General features: G+C 51.9%; 24 protein-coding genes. 13 read left to right on the top strand and 11 right to left on the bottom strand.

What is annotated here, in order from left to right:
• Positions 1–12: 12 nt before the first annotated feature.
• From cgtA to rplU, 4 genes are all read right to left on the bottom strand, one after another.
• Positions 13–1,185, bottom strand: coding sequence for an Obg family GTPase CgtA (gene cgtA, locus FDX24_RS19285; protein WP_003828732.1), 1,173 nt, complete (start codon positions 1,183–1,185; stop codon positions 13–15).
• A 15-nt stretch (positions 1,186–1,200) separates the two neighbouring features.
• A complete protein-coding gene (locus FDX24_RS19280) occupies positions 1,201–2,166 on the bottom strand; it encodes a DMT family transporter (protein ID WP_048213413.1) in 966 nt (321 codons plus the stop codon).
• A gap of 126 nt (positions 2,167–2,292) precedes the next feature.
• Positions 2,293–2,550, bottom strand: a complete 258-nt coding sequence (gene rpmA, locus FDX24_RS19270; RefSeq protein ID WP_003025030.1) for a 50S ribosomal protein L27 — start codon at positions 2,548–2,550, stop codon at positions 2,293–2,295.
• A gap of 19 nt (positions 2,551–2,569) precedes the next feature.
• On the bottom strand, positions 2,570–2,881 hold the full coding sequence (rplU, locus tag FDX24_RS19265; protein WP_003025032.1) for a 50S ribosomal protein L21: 312 nt from the start codon (positions 2,879–2,881) through the stop codon (positions 2,570–2,572).
• A gap of 258 nt (positions 2,882–3,139) precedes the next feature.
• Between rplU and ispB the strand changes: the two genes are divergently transcribed.
• Together ispB and sfsB are read left to right on the top strand one after the other, a co-directional pair.
• Positions 3,140–4,111, top strand: a complete 972-nt coding sequence (gene ispB / locus FDX24_RS19260) for an octaprenyl diphosphate synthase (RefSeq protein WP_048213414.1) — start codon at positions 3,140–3,142, stop codon at positions 4,109–4,111.
• 222 nt (positions 4,112–4,333) lie between these two features.
• The gene (gene sfsB, locus FDX24_RS19255; RefSeq protein WP_048213415.1) at positions 4,334–4,618 is read left to right on the top strand and encodes a DNA-binding transcriptional regulator SfsB; all 285 of its coding nucleotides are present in this window, start codon (positions 4,334–4,336) and stop codon (positions 4,616–4,618) included.
• Between the two features lie 57 nt (positions 4,619–4,675).
• Here sfsB and murA read toward each other — a convergent pair whose 3' ends face one another.
• From murA to mlaF, 7 genes are all read right to left on the bottom strand, one after another.
• Entirely contained in the window at positions 4,676–5,935 is a 1,260-nt protein-coding gene (gene murA / locus FDX24_RS19250) for a UDP-N-acetylglucosamine 1-carboxyvinyltransferase (RefSeq protein WP_048213416.1), read from the bottom strand.
• A gap of 53 nt (positions 5,936–5,988) precedes the next feature.
• The gene (gene ibaG / locus FDX24_RS19245; RefSeq protein WP_005121314.1) at positions 5,989–6,243 is read right to left on the bottom strand and encodes a BolA family iron metabolism protein IbaG; all 255 of its coding nucleotides are present in this window, start codon (positions 6,241–6,243) and stop codon (positions 5,989–5,991) included.
• 169 nt (positions 6,244–6,412) lie between these two features.
• A complete protein-coding gene (gene mlaB, locus FDX24_RS19240; protein ID WP_101741914.1) occupies positions 6,413–6,706 on the bottom strand; it encodes a lipid asymmetry maintenance protein MlaB in 294 nt (97 codons plus the stop codon).
• Complete coding sequence (mlaC, locus tag FDX24_RS19235; RefSeq protein ID WP_040234134.1) at positions 6,706–7,341, bottom strand: phospholipid-binding protein MlaC; 636 nt, start codon at positions 7,339–7,341, stop codon at positions 6,706–6,708. Before mlaC ends, mlaB begins: the two co-directional genes overlap by 1 nt.
• An 18-nt stretch (positions 7,342–7,359) precedes the next feature.
• Positions 7,360–7,917, bottom strand: a complete 558-nt coding sequence (mlaD, locus tag FDX24_RS19230; RefSeq protein WP_048213507.1) for an outer membrane lipid asymmetry maintenance protein MlaD — start codon at positions 7,915–7,917, stop codon at positions 7,360–7,362.
• Between the two features lie 4 nt (positions 7,918–7,921).
• Entirely contained in the window at positions 7,922–8,704 is a 783-nt protein-coding gene (mlaE, locus tag FDX24_RS19225) for a lipid asymmetry maintenance ABC transporter permease subunit MlaE (protein WP_048213419.1), read from the bottom strand.
• Positions 8,705–8,711: 7 nt separating this feature from the next.
• Complete coding sequence (gene mlaF, locus FDX24_RS19220) at positions 8,712–9,524, bottom strand: phospholipid ABC transporter ATP-binding protein MlaF (protein ID WP_048213420.1); 813 nt, start codon at positions 9,522–9,524, stop codon at positions 8,712–8,714.
• Positions 9,525–9,738: 214 nt separating this feature from the next.
• Between mlaF and FDX24_RS19215 the strand changes: the two genes are divergently transcribed.
• The 11 genes from FDX24_RS19215 to npr all read left to right on the top strand — a co-directional run bounded on the left by FDX24_RS19215 (position 9,739) and on the right by npr (position 17,664).
• Positions 9,739–10,716 carry a calcium/sodium antiporter gene (locus FDX24_RS19215; protein ID WP_048213421.1) on the top strand — a complete coding sequence of 326 codons (978 nt, stop codon included), beginning with the start codon at positions 9,739–9,741 and terminating at the stop codon, positions 10,714–10,716.
• Between the two features lie 13 nt (positions 10,717–10,729).
• A complete protein-coding gene (gene kdsD / locus FDX24_RS19210; RefSeq protein WP_048213422.1) occupies positions 10,730–11,716 on the top strand; it encodes an arabinose-5-phosphate isomerase KdsD in 987 nt (328 codons plus the stop codon).
• Between the two features lie 20 nt (positions 11,717–11,736).
• The gene (gene kdsC, locus FDX24_RS19205) at positions 11,737–12,303 is read left to right on the top strand and encodes a 3-deoxy-manno-octulosonate-8-phosphatase KdsC (RefSeq protein ID WP_005121322.1); all 567 of its coding nucleotides are present in this window, start codon (positions 11,737–11,739) and stop codon (positions 12,301–12,303) included.
• Complete coding sequence (lptC, locus tag FDX24_RS19200) at positions 12,300–12,875, top strand: LPS export ABC transporter periplasmic protein LptC (RefSeq protein WP_048213423.1); 576 nt, start codon at positions 12,300–12,302, stop codon at positions 12,873–12,875. Before kdsC ends, lptC begins: the two co-directional genes overlap by 4 nt.
• Positions 12,844–13,398: a lipopolysaccharide ABC transporter substrate-binding protein LptA gene (gene lptA / locus FDX24_RS19195; RefSeq protein WP_048213424.1), complete on the top strand. Its 555-nt coding sequence runs from the start codon at positions 12,844–12,846 to the stop codon at positions 13,396–13,398. Before lptC ends, lptA begins: the two co-directional genes overlap by 32 nt.
• A 6-nt stretch (positions 13,399–13,404) precedes the next feature.
• Entirely contained in the window at positions 13,405–14,130 is a 726-nt protein-coding gene (gene lptB / locus FDX24_RS19190) for an LPS export ABC transporter ATP-binding protein (RefSeq protein ID WP_048213425.1), read from the top strand.
• Between the two features lie 46 nt (positions 14,131–14,176).
• On the top strand, positions 14,177–15,610 hold the full coding sequence (gene rpoN / locus FDX24_RS19185) for an RNA polymerase factor sigma-54 (protein ID WP_048213426.1): 1,434 nt from the start codon (positions 14,177–14,179) through the stop codon (positions 15,608–15,610).
• Positions 15,611–15,632: 22 nt separating this feature from the next.
• On the top strand, positions 15,633–15,920 hold the full coding sequence (hpf, locus tag FDX24_RS19180; protein WP_005121327.1) for a ribosome hibernation promoting factor: 288 nt from the start codon (positions 15,633–15,635) through the stop codon (positions 15,918–15,920).
• A gap of 83 nt (positions 15,921–16,003) precedes the next feature.
• The gene (gene ptsN / locus FDX24_RS19175) at positions 16,004–16,495 is read left to right on the top strand and encodes a PTS IIA-like nitrogen regulatory protein PtsN (RefSeq protein WP_048213427.1); all 492 of its coding nucleotides are present in this window, start codon (positions 16,004–16,006) and stop codon (positions 16,493–16,495) included.
• 45 nt (positions 16,496–16,540) lie between these two features.
• Positions 16,541–17,395, top strand: coding sequence for an RNase adapter RapZ (gene rapZ / locus FDX24_RS19170; protein ID WP_048213428.1), 855 nt, complete (start codon positions 16,541–16,543; stop codon positions 17,393–17,395).
• Positions 17,392–17,664: a PTS phosphocarrier protein NPr gene (gene npr / locus FDX24_RS19165; RefSeq protein ID WP_003828770.1), complete on the top strand. Its 273-nt coding sequence runs from the start codon at positions 17,392–17,394 to the stop codon at positions 17,662–17,664. The genes rapZ and npr overlap by 4 nt, the downstream gene beginning before the upstream one ends.
• The last annotated feature ends 3 nt before the right edge of the window (positions 17,665–17,667 follow it).

The following is a 17,667-nucleotide window of genomic DNA, read 5'->3' as shown; positions in this document are numbered from 1 at the left end:
TTTTTATTGGGATTAACGCTTGTAAATGAACTCAACGCCTTCTTCGTCGTCTTCGTCCCAATCATCATCCCAGTCATCTTCCGCTTCGTCTTCGACTTCAGCGAGCTGCTGGCGGTGATAATCATCCCACATGAACTCAACTTTCTCCGGCTGTTTCGCTTCTTCAGCCTGAACGATTGGGTTCTCAATGATAAAGGTCATCACATCCCAGCAAAGATCCTTCACACCCAGCTGGCTGGCGGCAGAGATCAGGTAATATTTACCTTCCCAGCCCAGCGCTTCAGCGATGGCTTTCGCTTTTTCTTCCGCTTCAGCTTTGTCCATCAAATCAATTTTATTGAACACTAACCAGCGTGGTTTAGACGCCAGATCCTGACTGTATTTTTCCAGTTCGCCAATAATGATACGGGCGTTTTCTACCGGATCGGAACCGTCAATCGGATCGATATCAATGAGGTGCAGCAACACGCGGCAACGCTCCAGGTGCTTCAGGAAGCGGATACCAAGACCAGCGCCTTCAGCCGCGCCTTCAATCAGACCCGGAATGTCGGCAACCACGAAGCTCTTTTCGTTGTCCATACGCACAACGCCGAGGCTCGGTACCAGCGTGGTGAACGGATAATCCGCCACTTTCGGTTTCGCCGCAGACACTGCACGGATAAACGTCGATTTACCGGCGTTTGGCATACCCAGCATACCCACGTCTGCCAGCAGCATCAGCTCCAGCATCAGGTCACGCTTATCGCCAGGTGTACCCATCGTTTTCTGACGCGGGGTACGGTTGACCGACGATTTAAAACGGGTGTTACCCAGACCGTGCCAGCCGCCTTTAGCGACCATCAGACGCTGACCGTGTTTGGTCATGTCGCCCATGGTTTCGCCCGTGCCCTGATCGATAACACGCGTACCGACAGGCACTTTAATCGTGACATCTTTACCACGCTTACCGGTGCAATCACGGCTTGCGCCATTCTGACCACGTTCCGCACGGAATGATTTTTCAAAACGGTAATCGATCAGCGTGTTCAGGTTTTCGTCGGCTTCCAGCCAGACGTCACCGCCATCACCACCGTCACCACCGTCCGGACCGCCTTTTGGGATGTATTTTTCGCGGCGGAAGCTGACACAACCGTTACCGCCATCGCCTGCAACGACCAGAATCGATGCTTCATCAACAAACTTCATTTTACTCTCCGTAAATCATTCGCCTGAGCGGGGTTGCGAAACCACCGTTTCATGCTTACGTAAACCGCCCCAAATTCGATGACCAATGGCGGAATACATCGCGCCCGCAACCACGATAAACGCACCGAGATAACCTAAAAGGTTTAGCATCGGTCTGGCGAAGAAATCGGGCCAGGCCAGTGATAATAAATCTGAAAATAACAACGTAAACAGCGGCGTGAGCGTAATTATGGCGCTCACCTGCGCCGCCTGCCAGCGAGCCATTGCTTCCGCAAGGGCACCGTATCCTACCAGCGTATTCAGGCCGCAGAACACGAGGCAGGCAAGCTGCCAGTCGCTGAGTTGCGCTATTACACCGGGTTTAGCCAGCGGCAACAACGCTATCGTACATAAAGTGTACAGTAAAAACAGGATCTGCGGTGATGCCAGCCGGCGCAATAACACCTTTTGCGCGACCCCATAACACACCCAAACCGTCGCGGCACCGACACCAAAGATCACGCCCCAGGTGTAATCGGTCAGCCGGGTAAAAATTTCGATCAGACTGGTATTAAAAAACAACACCAATCCGCTCAGAAGCATAATAGCGCCAATAATCTGCGTGCCGCGCATCTTCTCCTTCAGGATAAAGACGCTGGCGATCATCATACCAACAGGTGACAGTTGACCGATAACCTGCGAAGCCGTTGGGCTTAAATATTGCAAGGATGAACTAAACAGAATGAAGTTACCGAACAGCCCACCGGTAGCGATAGCCAGCAGTACCAGCCAACGCGCTTTGCGAAAAATACGCAATGGAGGGAGCTTTTTTTTAACCGCAAGAATAGCGCCAAGGCCAATACTTGCCATTAAAAAACGGTAAAACACCACGGTAGGAGGCTCCATCACCTCCAGCACTTGCTTCATCGCTATTGGTAAAGCCCCCCAACAGACAGCCGTTGTGAGTGCTAACAGAATACCAATGCCTGCCTGCTGCTTCATGCCGTATTCCCTGCAAGGGCTCGTTTCCGGGTTGTCACGCGCGACGAGCGTATTTACCGGTCGTCGAATGTAAAAAGCCCCGCAACGTGTTGCGGGGCTTTTATCCGTTACCGGGACGCGAAAAACTTATTCAGCAACAATGCTGATGAATTTACGGTTTTTCGGGCCTTTCACTTCAAATTTCACTTTACCGTCTGCTTTAGCAAACAGAGTGTGGTCTTTGCCGCAACCAACGTTGGAGCCAGCGTGGAATTTAGTACCACGTTGACGAACGATGATGCTACCAGCCAGAACTGTTTCACCGCCGAAGCGTTTTACGCCCAGACGTTTAGCTTCTGAATCGCGACCGTTACGAGTCGAGCCGCCAGCCTTTTTATGTGCCATTTAATCTGCTCCCCTTAACTTAAGCGCTGATGCCAGTGATTTTCACATCAGTGAACCACTGACGATGGCCCTGCTGCTTACGGTAGTGTTTACGACGACGAAACTTAACAATTTTAACTTTCTCGCCACGACCGTGAGCAACGACTTCAGCTTTGATAACGCCGCCATCAACGAAAGGAACGCCGATTTTGACTTCTTCACCGTTTGCGATCATCAGAACTTCAGCGAACTCAACAGATTCGCCAGTTGCGATGTCCAGCTTTTCCAGGCGAACGGTCTGACCTTCGCTTACTCGGTGTTGTTTACCACCACTTTGGAAAACCGCGTACATAAAAAACTCCGCTTCCGCGCACACCTTTTTGATGATTCAGAGTGCGCTATAAATATTCACAATAGGGCGCGAATATTACGCAAAACGCGAGCCTTTGACAAGTGCTACCGTCAATACATGAAGAAAAAAAACACAACGTGTACCGTAACGTTTATCTGCGGCGTTTTTTCAGTACAATCAGCATATATTTCTAACCCTAAACCCGACGTTACCTTCTCAAATAGTGAGGTAATCGGGGCGAGAAGCCCGGCTTTTGCGATGAATTTAGAAAAAATCAATGAGTTAACCGCGCAAGATATGGCGGGGGTCAATGCGACAATCCTTGAACAGCTCAATTCCGACGTCCAGTTGATCAATCAATTGGGGTACTACATCGTGAGCGGCGGCGGAAAACGCATTCGTCCAATGATCGCTGTACTCGCGGCGCGCGCTGTTGGTTATCAGGAAAATGCCCACGTCACGATCGCTGCCTTAATCGAGTTTATCCACACCGCGACCCTGCTTCATGACGATGTAGTGGATGAATCCGATATGCGCCGTGGGAAAGCCACGGCGAATGCAGCCTTTGGTAATGCGGCCAGCGTTCTGGTCGGCGATTTTATCTATACCCGCGCCTTTCAGATGATGACCAGCCTCGGTTCGCTGAAAGTGCTGGAAGTGATGTCTAAAGCGGTCAACGTTATTGCTGAAGGCGAAGTCCTGCAGTTAATGAACGTCAATGACCCGGATATCACCGAAGAAAACTATATGCGTGTTATCTACAGCAAGACGGCTCGTCTGTTTGAAGCCGCGGCCCAATGTTCAGGTATCCTTGCAGGTTGTAGCGATGAGCAAGAGAAAGGCCTGCAGGATTATGGCCGTTACCTTGGCACCGCTTTCCAGCTTATCGACGATTTACTGGATTACAGCGCAGATGGCGAGCAGTTGGGTAAAAACGTCGGGGATGACCTCAACGAAGGTAAACCTACGCTACCGCTACTGCATGCGATGCGTCACGGCACTCCTGAGCAGGCGCAAATGATTCGCCAGGCGATTGAGCAAGGTAATGGTCGCCACCTTCTGGAGCCGGTTCTGGAAGCCATGAACGCTTGCGGATCACTGGAATGGACCCGTCAACGTGCAGAAGAAGAAGCCGATAAAGCCATCGCGGCGCTTCAGGTACTTCCAGATACTCCGTGGAAAGAAGCCCTGATTGGCCTGGCGCATATCGCCGTACAGCGCGACCGTTAATTTCCCTCGTCTCGCTTCCCAGCATCCCGTGCAACACACGGGATATTCTTATAAGCTCTAAAAAAATCACAAAAATAATCAAACAACATGTATGACCTTGGCATATTCTGAATATGCAAGCACTTTACGAGAACATTTTAGAACATTCGTTCTCGAGGCGTATAGTAACTCCACAGGCTGATTGTGAAACCGTAACTGGTTAACCAAAGGAGATGTGGAACTATGGAAAGCAAATTCATTGACTGGCATCCGGCTGACATCATCGCGGGGCTACGTAAGAAAGGCACGTCAATGGCCGCTGAGTCACGTAAGAATGGCTTGAGTTCATCAACGCTGGCAAATGCGTTAACCCGGCCATGGCCGAAAGGTGAATTGATTATCGCGAGAGCACTGGGAACAGACCCGTGGGTAATTTGGCCGTCACGCTACCATGACACCAGGACGCATGAATTCATCGACAGAACGCGGATGATGAGAGTACGGAAAGAAAAAAAGCGTCTTGAGTAGTGGTGAAACAGCAACCCCCGGATCAACGATCCTGGGGGTTACAACACGCGTAGGCGATTACTCGCCTTTAATGCGCTCTATGTTTGCGCCCAGCGCACGCAATTTATCCTCGATGCGCTCATAGCCGCGATCGATGTGATAAATGCGGTCAACAACCGTTGTGCCTTCAGCGATACATCCCGCTAACACCAAACTTGCTGACGCGCGCAGATCGGTCGCCATTACCTGTGCACCGGAGAGCGTTTCAACCCCGTGACAAATCACAGTATTGCTTTCGATTTCCGCGTGAGCCCCCATACGGCTCAGTTCAGGCACGTGCATAAAGCGGTTCTCAAACACGGTTTCCGTAATGAAGCCTGTCCCTTCGGCCACCAGGTTCAACAGCGTGAACTGGGCCTGCATGTCGGTCGGGAAAGCCGGATGTGGCGCAGTGCGCACATTAACCGCTTTAGGGCGTTTGCCGTGCATGTCGAGGCTAATCCAGTCTTCACCGACTTCGATATCCGCACCGGCATCACGCAGCTTCGCCAGAACAGCATCCAGTGTGTCTGGTTGCGCATTACGGCAGATAATTTTGCCGCGAGAAATCGCCGCCGCCACCAGGAACGTCCCGGTTTCAATACGATCAGGCAGAACGCGATACACCCCGCCGCCGAGGCGTTCAACACCTTCAATGGTGATACGGTCGGTACCCTGCCCTGTGATCTTCGCACCCAGCGCAATCAGGAAATTCGCGGTATCAACAATTTCCGGCTCACGTGCGGCGTTTTCGATGATGGTCGTGCCTTCGGCAAGCGTTGCCGCGCACATGATAGTGACCGTCGCACCGACGCTTACTTTGTCCATCACGATGTGCGCGCCTTTCAGGCGGCCATCAACGGACGCCTTCACATAGCCTTCTTCCAGCTTGATGGTGGCACCTAACTGCTCCAGACCGGTAATGTGCAGGTCAACCGGGCGCGCGCCGATAGTACAGCCGCCCGGCAGAGAAACCTGACCCTGACCAAAACGCGCAACCAGCGGCCCCAATGCCCAGATAGATGCACGCATGGTTTTCACCAGATCGTACGGTGCACAGAAGACGTTAACGTCACGCGCATCAATGTGCACAGACCCATTACGCTCTACTTTCGCCCCCAACTGGCTCAGCAGTTTCATGGAGGTATCTACGTCCTTCAGTTTTGGGACGTTTTGAATTTCTACAGGTTCTTCAGCCAGCAGCGCCGCAAACAGGATCGGCAGCGCGGCATTTTTAGCGCCTGAAATTGTGACTTCGCCCTGGAGCTTGGTTGGCCCCTGAACACGGAATTTATCCATTATTCTGTTCTCTGTTAAGAATTCATCTTCGCTACCGGCATATCACCCGTAGCTCAAAAACCGTTAAGTTTGCGATCGCGCGCCCATTCCGCTGGGGTAAACGCTTTAATTGACACAGCATGAATGCGGTTATCCGCAATATACTCCATCAATGGGCCATAGACCGATTGCTGCTTCTTTACCCGGCTCATGCCGTCAAACATCTCACCCACGGCAATAACCTGAAAGTGACTGCCGTCACCAGAAACGTGGACTTCCTGGAGGGAGAGTGCGTTCATCAGCACGCTCTGAATTTCATTATTTTCCATGGGCTCTTCATTCGTCAGATAGTGAAAACAGCCCAACATCTTAGAGCAAAGTGGCGCTGTCATAAATAAGCAAAAAGCCTCGCTGATAAATCAGACAAGGCTTTGGCGGCAGATCCCCTTCAGGGGTTTTGCCGGATGGCGGCACAAGGCCTTATCCGGCCTACAAAAATTAACGCGGAAGGACGTCGTCAGGCAAATTGTAAAGCTGTGCCAGGGTGTAAACCTTATCGTTAACACCGGTAAGCGAAACGCGATTCCCCTGTTGCTTGCCCTGGTCAACCAGATGCAACAGCAATGCCAGACCACCGGTATCAACCCGGGAAACCTGGCTCAGATCGATGCAGGTGACCCCTTTCATCGCCTCAATACGTGCATCCCATAACGGATTTAACACGTCCTGATCCAGCTCTCCCGCGAGCGTCAGCTTGTCACCTTCACGCGTCCAGGTGAGTGACTGCGTCATTATTTCTTCTCTTCCAGGGTGATTTTCTGCTGAGAGATAGATTTCAGCTGCGCGGTCAGGCCATCAATACCTTTCGTGCGCAGCAGGTCGCTCCACTCATTTTGCTTGGTGGTGATCATACTTACGCCTTCGGCGATCATGTCATACGCCTGCCAGTTACCGGTCTGAGAATTTTTACGCCACTGGAAATCCAGACGCACCGGCGGACGTCCGTTTGGATCGATGATGGTTACGCGGATAGGCACAATCGTCGCATCACCCAGCGGCTGTTCCGGCGCGATCTGATAGGTCTGACCGTGGTACATCGCCAGCGCCTGACCGTAAGCCTGCTTCAGATATTCACGGAATGCGGCGAAATAGGCGTCACGCTGAGCGGGAGTGGCATCTTTGTAGTAACGACCCAGTACCAGCGCGCCAGCATATTTAACCTGCACATAAGGCAGCAGTTCCTGATCGACAACCTGACGCAGATAGTCCGGGTTGGAACGAATTTTAGGTTGCTCGTTTTTCAGACGATCGAAAGTTTTCTGCGCCGCCTCATTCATCAGTTTATACGGGTTAGTCTGGTCCGCTGCGGTTGCCACGCTAAGTGGGGCAATGACCAGCATAGCCACCATCATCAATCGTTTAAACATACGTCGATTCTCCTGAGATTATTTCGTTGCGCCCGCAGGCGTAGTGGCTTCATTATTGCCTTCAGTTGCGGCTGGCGCATCGCCAGAATTCTTATTATCATCACCTTTACTGTTGCTGTTGTAGAGGAATTGACCAATCATATCTTCCAGCACCATCGCAGATTTCGTGTCCTGAATCGTACTGCCATCTTTGAGGATAGACGTTCCCAGCTCAGGATCTTCAAAACCCACGTTTAATGCCAGATACTGCTCACCCAACAGACCAGAGGTGCGGATGCTCAGCGAGCTGGTGTCCGGGATATGGTTAAAGCGCGATTCGATGTCCAGCGTTACGCGTGGCAGGTAAGTTTTGGGATCTAACGAGATATCCGAAACTCGCCCCACAACAACCCCACCAATCCGCACGGGAGAGCGCTCTCTCAGGCCGCCGATATTATCAAAGGTCGCATAAACCGTGTAGGTTGGTTCAGTACGCATGGAGGTCACATTAGCCGCTTTCAGGCAGACAAATAGCGCCGCCAGCAGCGCAACCAGCAGGAATACCCCAACCCAAATTTCATTTTTTTTCGTTTGCATGAACTCAATTCCCAAACATCAGTGCGGTCAGCACAAAATCCAGCCCCAGAACGGCAAGAGAGGCGTGCACAACGGTGCGTGTCGTAGCCCGGCTAATTCCGGCGGAGGTCGGAATCGCATCATAACCATTGAACAATGCAATCCAGGTGACCGTAATGGCGAACACCACGCTCTTAATCAAACAGTTGACCAGATCCAGACGCCAGTCGACGGCATTTTGCATAGCCGACCAGAAAAAGCCGGCATCAATACCTTTCCAGCTTACGCCAACCAGTGAACCACCCCAGATCCCCACAGCGACAAAAATAATCGTCAGCAGCGGCAATGAAATGACACCCGCCCAAAAACGCGGAGAGACCACTCGACGCAGAGGATCAACCGCCATCATTTCCAGGCTGGAAAGCTGTTCGGTTGCCCGCATCAGGCCGATTTCCGCGGTTAACGCCGATCCGGCTCGCCCGGCGAACAGCAGCGCCGCAACAACCGGCCCCAGTTCTCGCAGCAAGGACAGCGCCACCAGCATACCGAGACTGGTTTCTGCGCTGTAGGTTGTCAGGACCAGGTATCCCTGCAATCCCAGCACCATCCCGATGAACACGCCAGAAACGATAATGATCAGCATCGACAGGACACCAACATTATAGAGCTGGCGGATCAGCAGCGGCGCATGTTTGCGAAACTCCGGCTTGCCGACTACCGCATTGAACAACATTAATCCGGCTCGCCCGAACGTCCTGAGGGTTTTTATTCCCCGATGTCCGAGTGATGCCAGCGCATTTAACAACATGGGTGGCTTAACTCCCTGTTTTGAGTAAATCGGTGTGGTAGTCGCCCGCTGGGTAGCGGAACGGAACCGGCCCATCGGCAATACCATCGAGGAACTGACGCACGCGCGGATCGGCATTTTCTTGTAGTGCCTGAGCACTACCGTAGGCCACTATCTTTTTGTCCGCCATAATATAGGCGTAATCCGCAATACTCAGTACCTCTGGCACATCATGAGAGACCACCACGCAGGTGACGCCCAGCGCGTTGTTCAGTTCTGAAATCAGCTTCACCAGCACACCCATGGTGATAGGATCCTGACCGACGAACGGTTCATCAAACATAATGAGATCTGGCTCCAGCGCAATGGCGCGTGCTAATGCCGCACGTCGCGCCATCCCCCCGGATAATTCAGAAGGCATGAGTTTTGCCGCACCACGCAGGCCGACAGCTTCCAGTTTCATCATCACCGTGCTCTTGAGCAACGCCTTGGGCAGCGTCGTATGCTCACGCAGTGGATAAGCGACGTTGTCAAACACGTTCATGTCGGTAAACAGCGCCCCGGACTGAAACAGCATACTCATGCGCTTACGCACGGTGTACAAACGTGAACGAGACATGGCTGGGACGTTTTCGCCGTCAAACAGGATTTCGCCCTTATCTGGCGGGATCTGCCCGCCAATCAGACGTAACAGCGTCGTTTTGCCGATGCCTGATGGCCCCATGATCGCCGTCACCTTACCGCGCGGCACCGTCAGGGAAATATTATCAAAGATGCAGCGGTCACCTCGGGAAAAGCTGACATCGCGCATATCGACTAGATTCGCCACAGACTGACCCATTGATTCATCCTTTACTATTGCCTCGTTGATCGAAGAGTTGGCGCTCAATTTAGCCCTGAACTCGACATATTTACAGATTATTGCCTGTCCTGGTTAGCGAAAGCTGGCATTTGTTTTACTTTTTAGCCGCATAAAGTCAAAATTAAGAATTCGTTACGGCTTCCAGAAGATCCTTCAAGTGGACCGGCGAGTATACCTGAAGAAAGGACTTTAGATGCTTTTAGCGACGGCACTGTTAATAATTGGTTTACTTCTGGTGGTCTACGGTGCCGACCGTCTGGTATTTGCTGCATCGATTTTATGCCGCACCTTCGGTATCCCCCCCATCATTATTGGAATGACGGTCGTCAGCATCGGCACATCCCTACCTGAGATTATTGTCTCTGTTGCGGCATCAATGAATGGGCAGCTCGATTTAGCCGTCGGTACCGCCATCGGCTCCAACATCACCAATATTCTTCTTATTTTAGGCCTGTCAGCACTCATTCATCCTTTTACCGTGCATTCCGATGTTCTGCGTCGTGAATTACCGTTAATGTTGCTGGTAAGCATTTTGGCCGCGTCCGTTCTGTATGACGGGCAGTTAAGCCGCAGTGATGGCCTCTTTCTTCTGCTTCTGGCCGTGCTATGGCTGCTATTCATTGTTAAAATCGCCCGTCTGGCAGAACGCCAGGGCAATGACAGCCTGACTCGGGAGCAAGTTGCGGAACTGCCTCGCGAAGGCGGATTGCCTGTCGCATTTTTATGGCTGGGGATAGCGCTGATCATTATGCCAATGGCAACGCGTATGGTGGTTGATAACGCCACTGTACTGGCAAATTACTTTGCCATGAGCGAGCTTACTATCGGTTTGACGGTCGTCGCCATTGGTACCAGCCTGCCAGAACTGGCAACCGCCATTGCAGGTTTGCGTAAAGGTGAAAGCGATATTGCCGTCGGTAACATCATCGGCGCTAACATTTTTAATATTGTTATCGTTCTTGGGTTACCTGCACTGATTACACCGGGCGAGGTCAACCCGATGGCCTTCGTCCGGGACTACAGCGTCATGCTGCTGGTGAGCGTTATTTTTGCATTACTCTGCTGGCGACGTCCGCGCCAGATTGGTCGTGGCGCAGGGGCGCTTCTGACCAGCGGTTTTATCATATGGCTGGCGATGCTGTATTGGTTATCGCCACTTCTCGTTGGATAACTGGAAACGCATTATGTCGCACTTAGAGTTGCAACCGGGTTTTGACTTTCAGCAAGCAGGCAAGGAAGTCCTGACAATTGAACGTGAAGGCCTGGCGGAGCTTGATCAGTACATCAACCAGAACTTTACCCTCGCCTGTGAAAAGATTTTCAGTTGCCCGGGCAAAGTCGTGGTGATGGGAATGGGAAAATCAGGGCATATCGGGCGCAAAATGGCCGCTACGTTTGCCAGTACCGGCACGCCCTCATTTTTTGTGCATCCTGGCGAAGCCGCACATGGCGATCTGGGTATGGTGTCACCGCAGGACGTCGTGATTGCCATTTCTAACTCCGGTGAATCTAATGAGATTGCAGCGTTAATTCCGGTGTTAAAACGCCTGCATGTCCCCCTTATTTGCATGACGGGTCGTCCGGAAAGCAGTATGGCGCGTGCAGCAGATGTCCATCTGTGTGTTAAAGTGCCCAAAGAAGCCTGCCCATTAGGTCTGGCACCGACCAGCAGCACGACCGCAACGCTGGTCATGGGCGATGCGCTTGCCGTTGCGTTACTAAAAGCACGCGGCTTCACCGCAGAAGATTTTGCGTTATCTCATCCTGGTGGCGCACTGGGGCGTAAGCTTTTGTTGCGCGTTAACGATATTATGCATACGGGAGACGAAATCCCGCATGTGACCAAAAGCGCCAGCCTGCGTGACGCCTTACTGGAGATCACGCGGAAAAACCTCGGCATGACCGTCATTTGCGATGACGCGATGAAGATTGACGGCATCTTTACGGATGGCGATTTACGTCGTGTCTTCGATATGGGCGTTGATGTACGCCAGTTAGGTATTGCGGATGTGATGACCCCTGGGGGCATTCGCGTGCGTCCAGGGATTCTTGCCGTTGATGCGCTGAACTTAATGCAGTCCCGCCATATCACCTCGGTAATGGTTGCTGATGGCGACCAGTTACTGGGTGTGTTACATATGCATGATCTGCTGCGTGCAGGTGTAGTGTAAGAAACTCAAGGATAAAGAAAATGAGTAAAGCAGGTGCGTCGCTTGCGACCTGTTATGGACCCGTCAGCACTGACGTCATCACCAGAGCAGAAAACATCCGTCTGCTGATCCTTGATGTGGATGGCGTACTGTCTGATGGTCTGATTTATATGGGCAACAACGGTGAAGAGCTGAAGGCGTTTAACGTCCGCGATGGCTACGGAATTCGCTGCGCGCTCACTTCTGGCATTGAGGTTGCCATTATTACCGGACGAAAGGCTAAACTTGTAGAAGATCGCTGTGCCACATTAGGGATCACACATCTGTACCAGGGGCAGTCGGACAAACTGGTTGCCTTTGGCGATCTGCTTAGCAAACTGGCGATCGCGCCTGAGAATGTGGCGTATGTTGGCGATGATCTGATCGACTGGCCGGTGATGGCAAAAGTGGGATTAAGCGTAGCGGTAGCGGATGCTCATCCGTTGCTGATCCCGCGGGCCGATTACGTCACCCGTATCGACGGGGGACGCGGCGCAGTGCGCGAAGTCTGCGACTTATTACTGCTGGCGCAGGGCAAACTGGATGAGGCCAAAGGGCAATCGATATGAGCAAAACCAGACGTTGGGTTATCATTCTACTGTCGCTGGCTGTCCTTGTGATGATTGGTATTAACCTGGCAGACAAAGACGACACCGCTCAGGTTGTCGTTAATAACAACGAGCCAACCTATAAGAGCGAGCATACCGACACCGTCGTGTACAGCCCTGAGGGCGCGCTGAGCTATCATTTGATCGCGCAACACGTTGAATATTATTCAGATCAAGCAGTTTCGTGGTTCACTCAACCGGTGTTAACCACGTTTGATAAGGACAAAGTACCGACCTGGTCAATCAAGGCCGATAAAGCCAAATTGACCAACGATCGGATGCTGTACCTGTATGGCCATGTTGAGGTTAACGCGCTGGTGCCTGACTCTCAACTACGCAGAATTACTACCGATAACGCGCAGATCAACCTTGTGACGCAAGATGTCACTTCCGATGATCTGGTCACGTTGTATGGAACAACATTTAACTCCAGCGGACTGAAGATGCGCGGCAACTTACGCAGCAAGAACGCCGAGCTGATTGAAAAGGTTAGAACCTCATATGAAATCCAAAACAAACAAACTCAGCCTTAATCTTGTGCTTGCCAGCTCACTTCTGGCCGCCAGCATTCCGGCATTCGCCGTCACTGGCGATACCGAGCAGCCGATCCACATTGAATCGGACCAGCAGTCTCTGGATATGCAGGGCAACGTGGTGACGTTTACCGGCAATGTCATCGTGACTCAGGGCACGATCAAAATTAATGCCGATAAGGTCGTCGTCACGCGTCCGGGCGGTGAAGACGGTAAAGAAGTGATTGACGGTTATGGCAATCCGGCGACCTTTTACCAGATGCAGGACAATGGTAAACCGGTTAAAGGCCGCGCCTCACAGATGCACTATGAGCTGGCAAAAGATTTCGTCGTCCTTACCGGTAAGGCTTATCTGGAACAACTCGATAGCAACATCACGGGCGATAAGATCACCTATCTGGTAAAAGAACAGAAAATGCAGGCCTTCAGTGAGAAAGGCAAACGCGTCACCACCGTTCTGGTTCCGTCGCAATTGCAGGACAAAAACAAGACCAAGGCTCCGGCAGAGAAAAAAGGTAACTGATTCGTTATGGCAACATTAACTGCAAAGAATCTTGCAAAAGCCTACAAAGGCCGTCGTGTGGTGGAAGATGTCAGCCTGACCGTCAACTCCGGGGAGATCGTCGGTCTGCTCGGCCCTAACGGTGCGGGCAAAACAACAACCTTTTACATGGTTGTCGGCATTGTCCCGCGCGATGCGGGCAACATTATCATTGATGACGAAGATATCAGTCTGTTACCCCTGCATGCGCGTGCCCGTCGCGGTATCGGCTACTTACCGCAGGAAGCCTCTATTTTTCGTCGCCTGAGCGTATTTGATAACCTGATGGCGGTACTGCAAATTCGTGACGATCTTTCCAGCGAGCAGCGTGAAGATCGCGCCAATGAGCTGATGGAAGAATTCCATATCGAACATCTGCGTGACAGCCTTGGACAGGCACTCTCCGGTGGGGAACGCCGCCGTGTGGAGATCGCCCGCGCACTGGCCGCTAATCCAAAATTTATCCTGTTGGATGAACCCTTTGCCGGTGTTGACCCAATTTCCGTCATTGATATCAAACGTATTATTGAACACCTGCGCGACAGCGGGCTTGGCGTGCTGATTACCGACCATAACGTGCGCGAAACGCTGGCTGTTTGTGAGCGCGCCTACATTGTGAGCCAGGGACACCTGATCGCACACGGTACGCCGACAGAAATCCTGCAGGACGAGCACGTTAAACGCGTATACCTTGGGGAAGACTTCAGACTCTGATAGGGTAGTAGACTTCACGTTACCGCAGGAGACAACAACTCTGAACATGAAGCAAGGTTTGCAACTCAGGCTTAGCCAACAACTGGCGATGACGCCTCAGCTACAACAGGCTATCCGTCTGTTGCAGTTGTCCACGCTGGAACTTCAGCAAGAACTTCAGCAAGCGCTGGAAAGTAACCCACTGCTCGAGCAAACCGATCTTCACGACGAAATTGATACCCAGGAAAAGCAGGATAGCGAATCCCTCGATACGGCTGACGCACTCGAACAAAAAGAGATGCCAGAAGAGCTGCCGCTGGATGCCAGTTGGGATGAGATTTACACCGCAGGGACGCCGTCTGGCACCAGCGGGGATTACATTGACGACGAACTGCCTGTGTATCAGGGTGAAACCACGCAATCGCTGCAAGATTACCTGATGTGGCAGGTGGAACTGACCCCATTCTCAGATACCGATCGTGCTATTGCCACGTCAATTGTGGATGCAGTCGACGAAACGGGCTATCTCACCGTCACGCTGGACGACATTCTCGACAGCATGGGCGATGACGACATCGGTATCGATGAAATCGAAGCCGTGCTTAAACGCGTTCAGCGTTTTGATCCCGTGGGCGTGGCGGCAAAAGATCTCCGCGACTGCTTACTGATCCAACTTTCACAGTTTGATAAAGTCACGCCGTGGCTGGAAGAAGCACGCCTGATCATCAGCGATCACCTTGATCTGCTCGCCAACCACGACTTCCGCACCCTGATGCGCGTAACCCGACTGAAAGAAGATGTGCTGAAAGAAGCCGTCAATCTTATCCAGTCGCTTGACCCAAGACCTGGACAATCTATCCAGACCGGTGAACCAGAGTACGTCATCCCGGATGTGCTGGTGCGTAAGCATAACGATCGCTGGGTAGTCGAACTCAACAGTGACAGCATTCCGCGTTTACAGATCAACCAACACTACGCCGCCCTGTGCAATAACGCGCGCAATGATGCTGACAGCCAGTTTATTCGTAGTAACCTGCAGGATGCAAAATGGCTGATTAAAAGTCTGGAAAGCCGCAATGACACGCTATTGCGCGTTAGCCGCTGTATCGTTGAGCAACAGCAAGCCTTCTTTGAGCAAGGCGAAGAGTATATGAAACCGATGGTGCTGGCCGATATCGCCCAGGCCGTCGAGATGCATGAATCGACCATTTCCCGAGTGACCACGCAAAAGTATCTGCACAGTCCGCGCGGCATTTTTGAATTGAAGTATTTCTTCTCCAGTCACGTTAACACTGAAGGTGGAGGCGAAGCCTCTTCTACAGCTATCCGCGCACTGGTGAAGAAATTAATTGCTGCGGAAAACCCCGCGAAACCGCTGAGTGACAGCAAGTTAACCTCTATGCTGTCAGAACAAGGTATCATGGTGGCACGCCGCACCGTTGCGAAGTACCGAGAGTCTTTATCCATTCCGCCGTCTAACCAGCGCAAACAGCTGGTTTGACCCAACCGATAAGGAAGACACTATGCAGCTCAACATCACTGGAAATAACGTCGAAATCACTGAGGCCCTGCGCGACTTTGTCACCACAAAGTTCGCCAAGCTTGAGCAATATTTCGACCGGATTAATCAGGTCTATATTGTGTTGAAAGTGGAGAAGGTCACACACATCTCGGATGCAACACTGCATGTGAACGGTGGCGAAATTCATGCCAGCGCGGAAGGTCAGGATATGTACGCCGCCATTGACGGTTTAATTGATAAACTGGCTCGGCAGTTAACAAAACATAAAGATAAACTGAAACAGCACTAACTTGTCCGGGCAGTTAGCGGGTGCAGGACGGCCTGTTGTGCAGCACAACGGGCCATTTGTACAGTTAGCGCTTAGGTGAAATTATGACAAATAACGATACGACTCTACAACTGAGCAATGTTCTTAACCAGGAATGTACGCGCGCGGCCGTTCACTGCCAAAGCAAGAAACGCGCACTGGAAATCATCAGTGAACTGGCGGCCAAACAACTCAGCTTGCCTCCTCAGGTGGTATTTGAAGCCATTCTGACGCGCGAAAAAATGGGCAGTACCGGTATTGGCAATGGTATTGCCATTCCGCATGGAAAGCTGGAAGAAGACACCCTGCGTGCGGTTGGTGTATTTGTTCAACTTGAAACGCCAATCGCGTTCGATGCCATTGATAATCAACCCGTCGATCTGCTTTTCGCCCTGCTGGTCCCGGCGGACCAAACCAAGACGCATTTGCATACGTTGTCACTGGTTGCCAAACGCCTGGCAGATAAAACCATCTGTCGTCGCCTGCGCGCCGCACAGAGTGACCAGGAGTTGTATCAAATCATCACTGACACCGAAGGTGGACAGGATGAAGCATAACAACCCAATGGTATCCTTTTCTGTCGTTGTGAGGAGAAACAGTACATGGTACTGATGATCGTCAGCGGTCGTTCAGGGTCAGGTAAGTCTGTCGCCCTGCGAGCGCTGGAAGATATGGGTTTTTACTGCGTGGATAACCTTCCCGTCGTGTTGTTGCCCGAACTGGCTCGAACCCTCGCCGATCGCCAGATATCTGCGGCTGTCAGCATTGATGTGCGCAACATGCCCGAATCCCCGGAGATTTTTGAGCAGGCCATGAGTAACCTGCCTGAAGGCTTCTCACCGCAACTGCTGTTCCTTGATGCCGACCGTAACACGCTAATTCGCCGCTACAGCGATACGCGCCGTTTACACCCGCTGTCCAGCAAGAACTTGTCTCTGGAAAGCGCTATCGATAAAGAAAGCGATTTACTGGAGCCGTTGCGTTCACGCGCTGACCTGATCGTAGACACCTCTGAAATGTCTGTGCACGAGCTGGCGGAAATGTTACGTACCCGACTGCTGGGCAAACGTGAACGTGAATTAACGATGGTATTTGAGTCCTTTGGCTTTAAACACGGAATCCCTATTGATGCGGATTACGTCTTTGATGTCCGTTTCCTGCCTAACCCGCACTGGGATCCAAAGCTACGTCCGATGACCGGTCTTGACCGCCCCGTCGCGGCCTTCCTCGACAGACACACAGAAGTACACAATTTTATCTACCAGACACGCAGCTATCTTGAGCTATGGTTACCCATGCTGGAGACCAACAACCGCAGCTACCTCACTGTAGCCATCGGCTGTACCGGCGGGAAACACCGTTCGGTGTATATTGCAGAGCAACTGGCAGACTACTTCCGCTCACGCGGTAAAAACGTGCAGTCACGCCATCGTACGTTGGAAAAACGCAAATCATGACCGTGAAGCAAACTGTTGAAATCACGAATAAGCTGGGCATGCATGCCCGGCCGGCAATGAAACTGTTTGAGCTAATGCAGGGTTTTGAAGCAGAAGTTCTGCTGCGTAATGATGAAGGGACGGAAGCCGAGGCAAACAGTGTTATCGCTCTGCTGATGCTGGATTCCGCCAAAGGACGCCAGATAGAAGTTGAAGCCACAGGTCCGCAGGAGGTTGAGGCTCTGGCAGCCGTGATTGCGCTGTTTAATTCGGGGTTTGATGAAGATTAGGGC

Source organism: Citrobacter sp. wls716, assembly GCF_005280975.1.
GTDB lineage: Bacteria > Pseudomonadota > Gammaproteobacteria > Enterobacterales > Enterobacteriaceae > Citrobacter > Citrobacter youngae.
The sequence above is the reverse complement of the archived record's forward strand: the minus strand, read 5'-3'. Positions and strand labels throughout refer to the sequence as shown.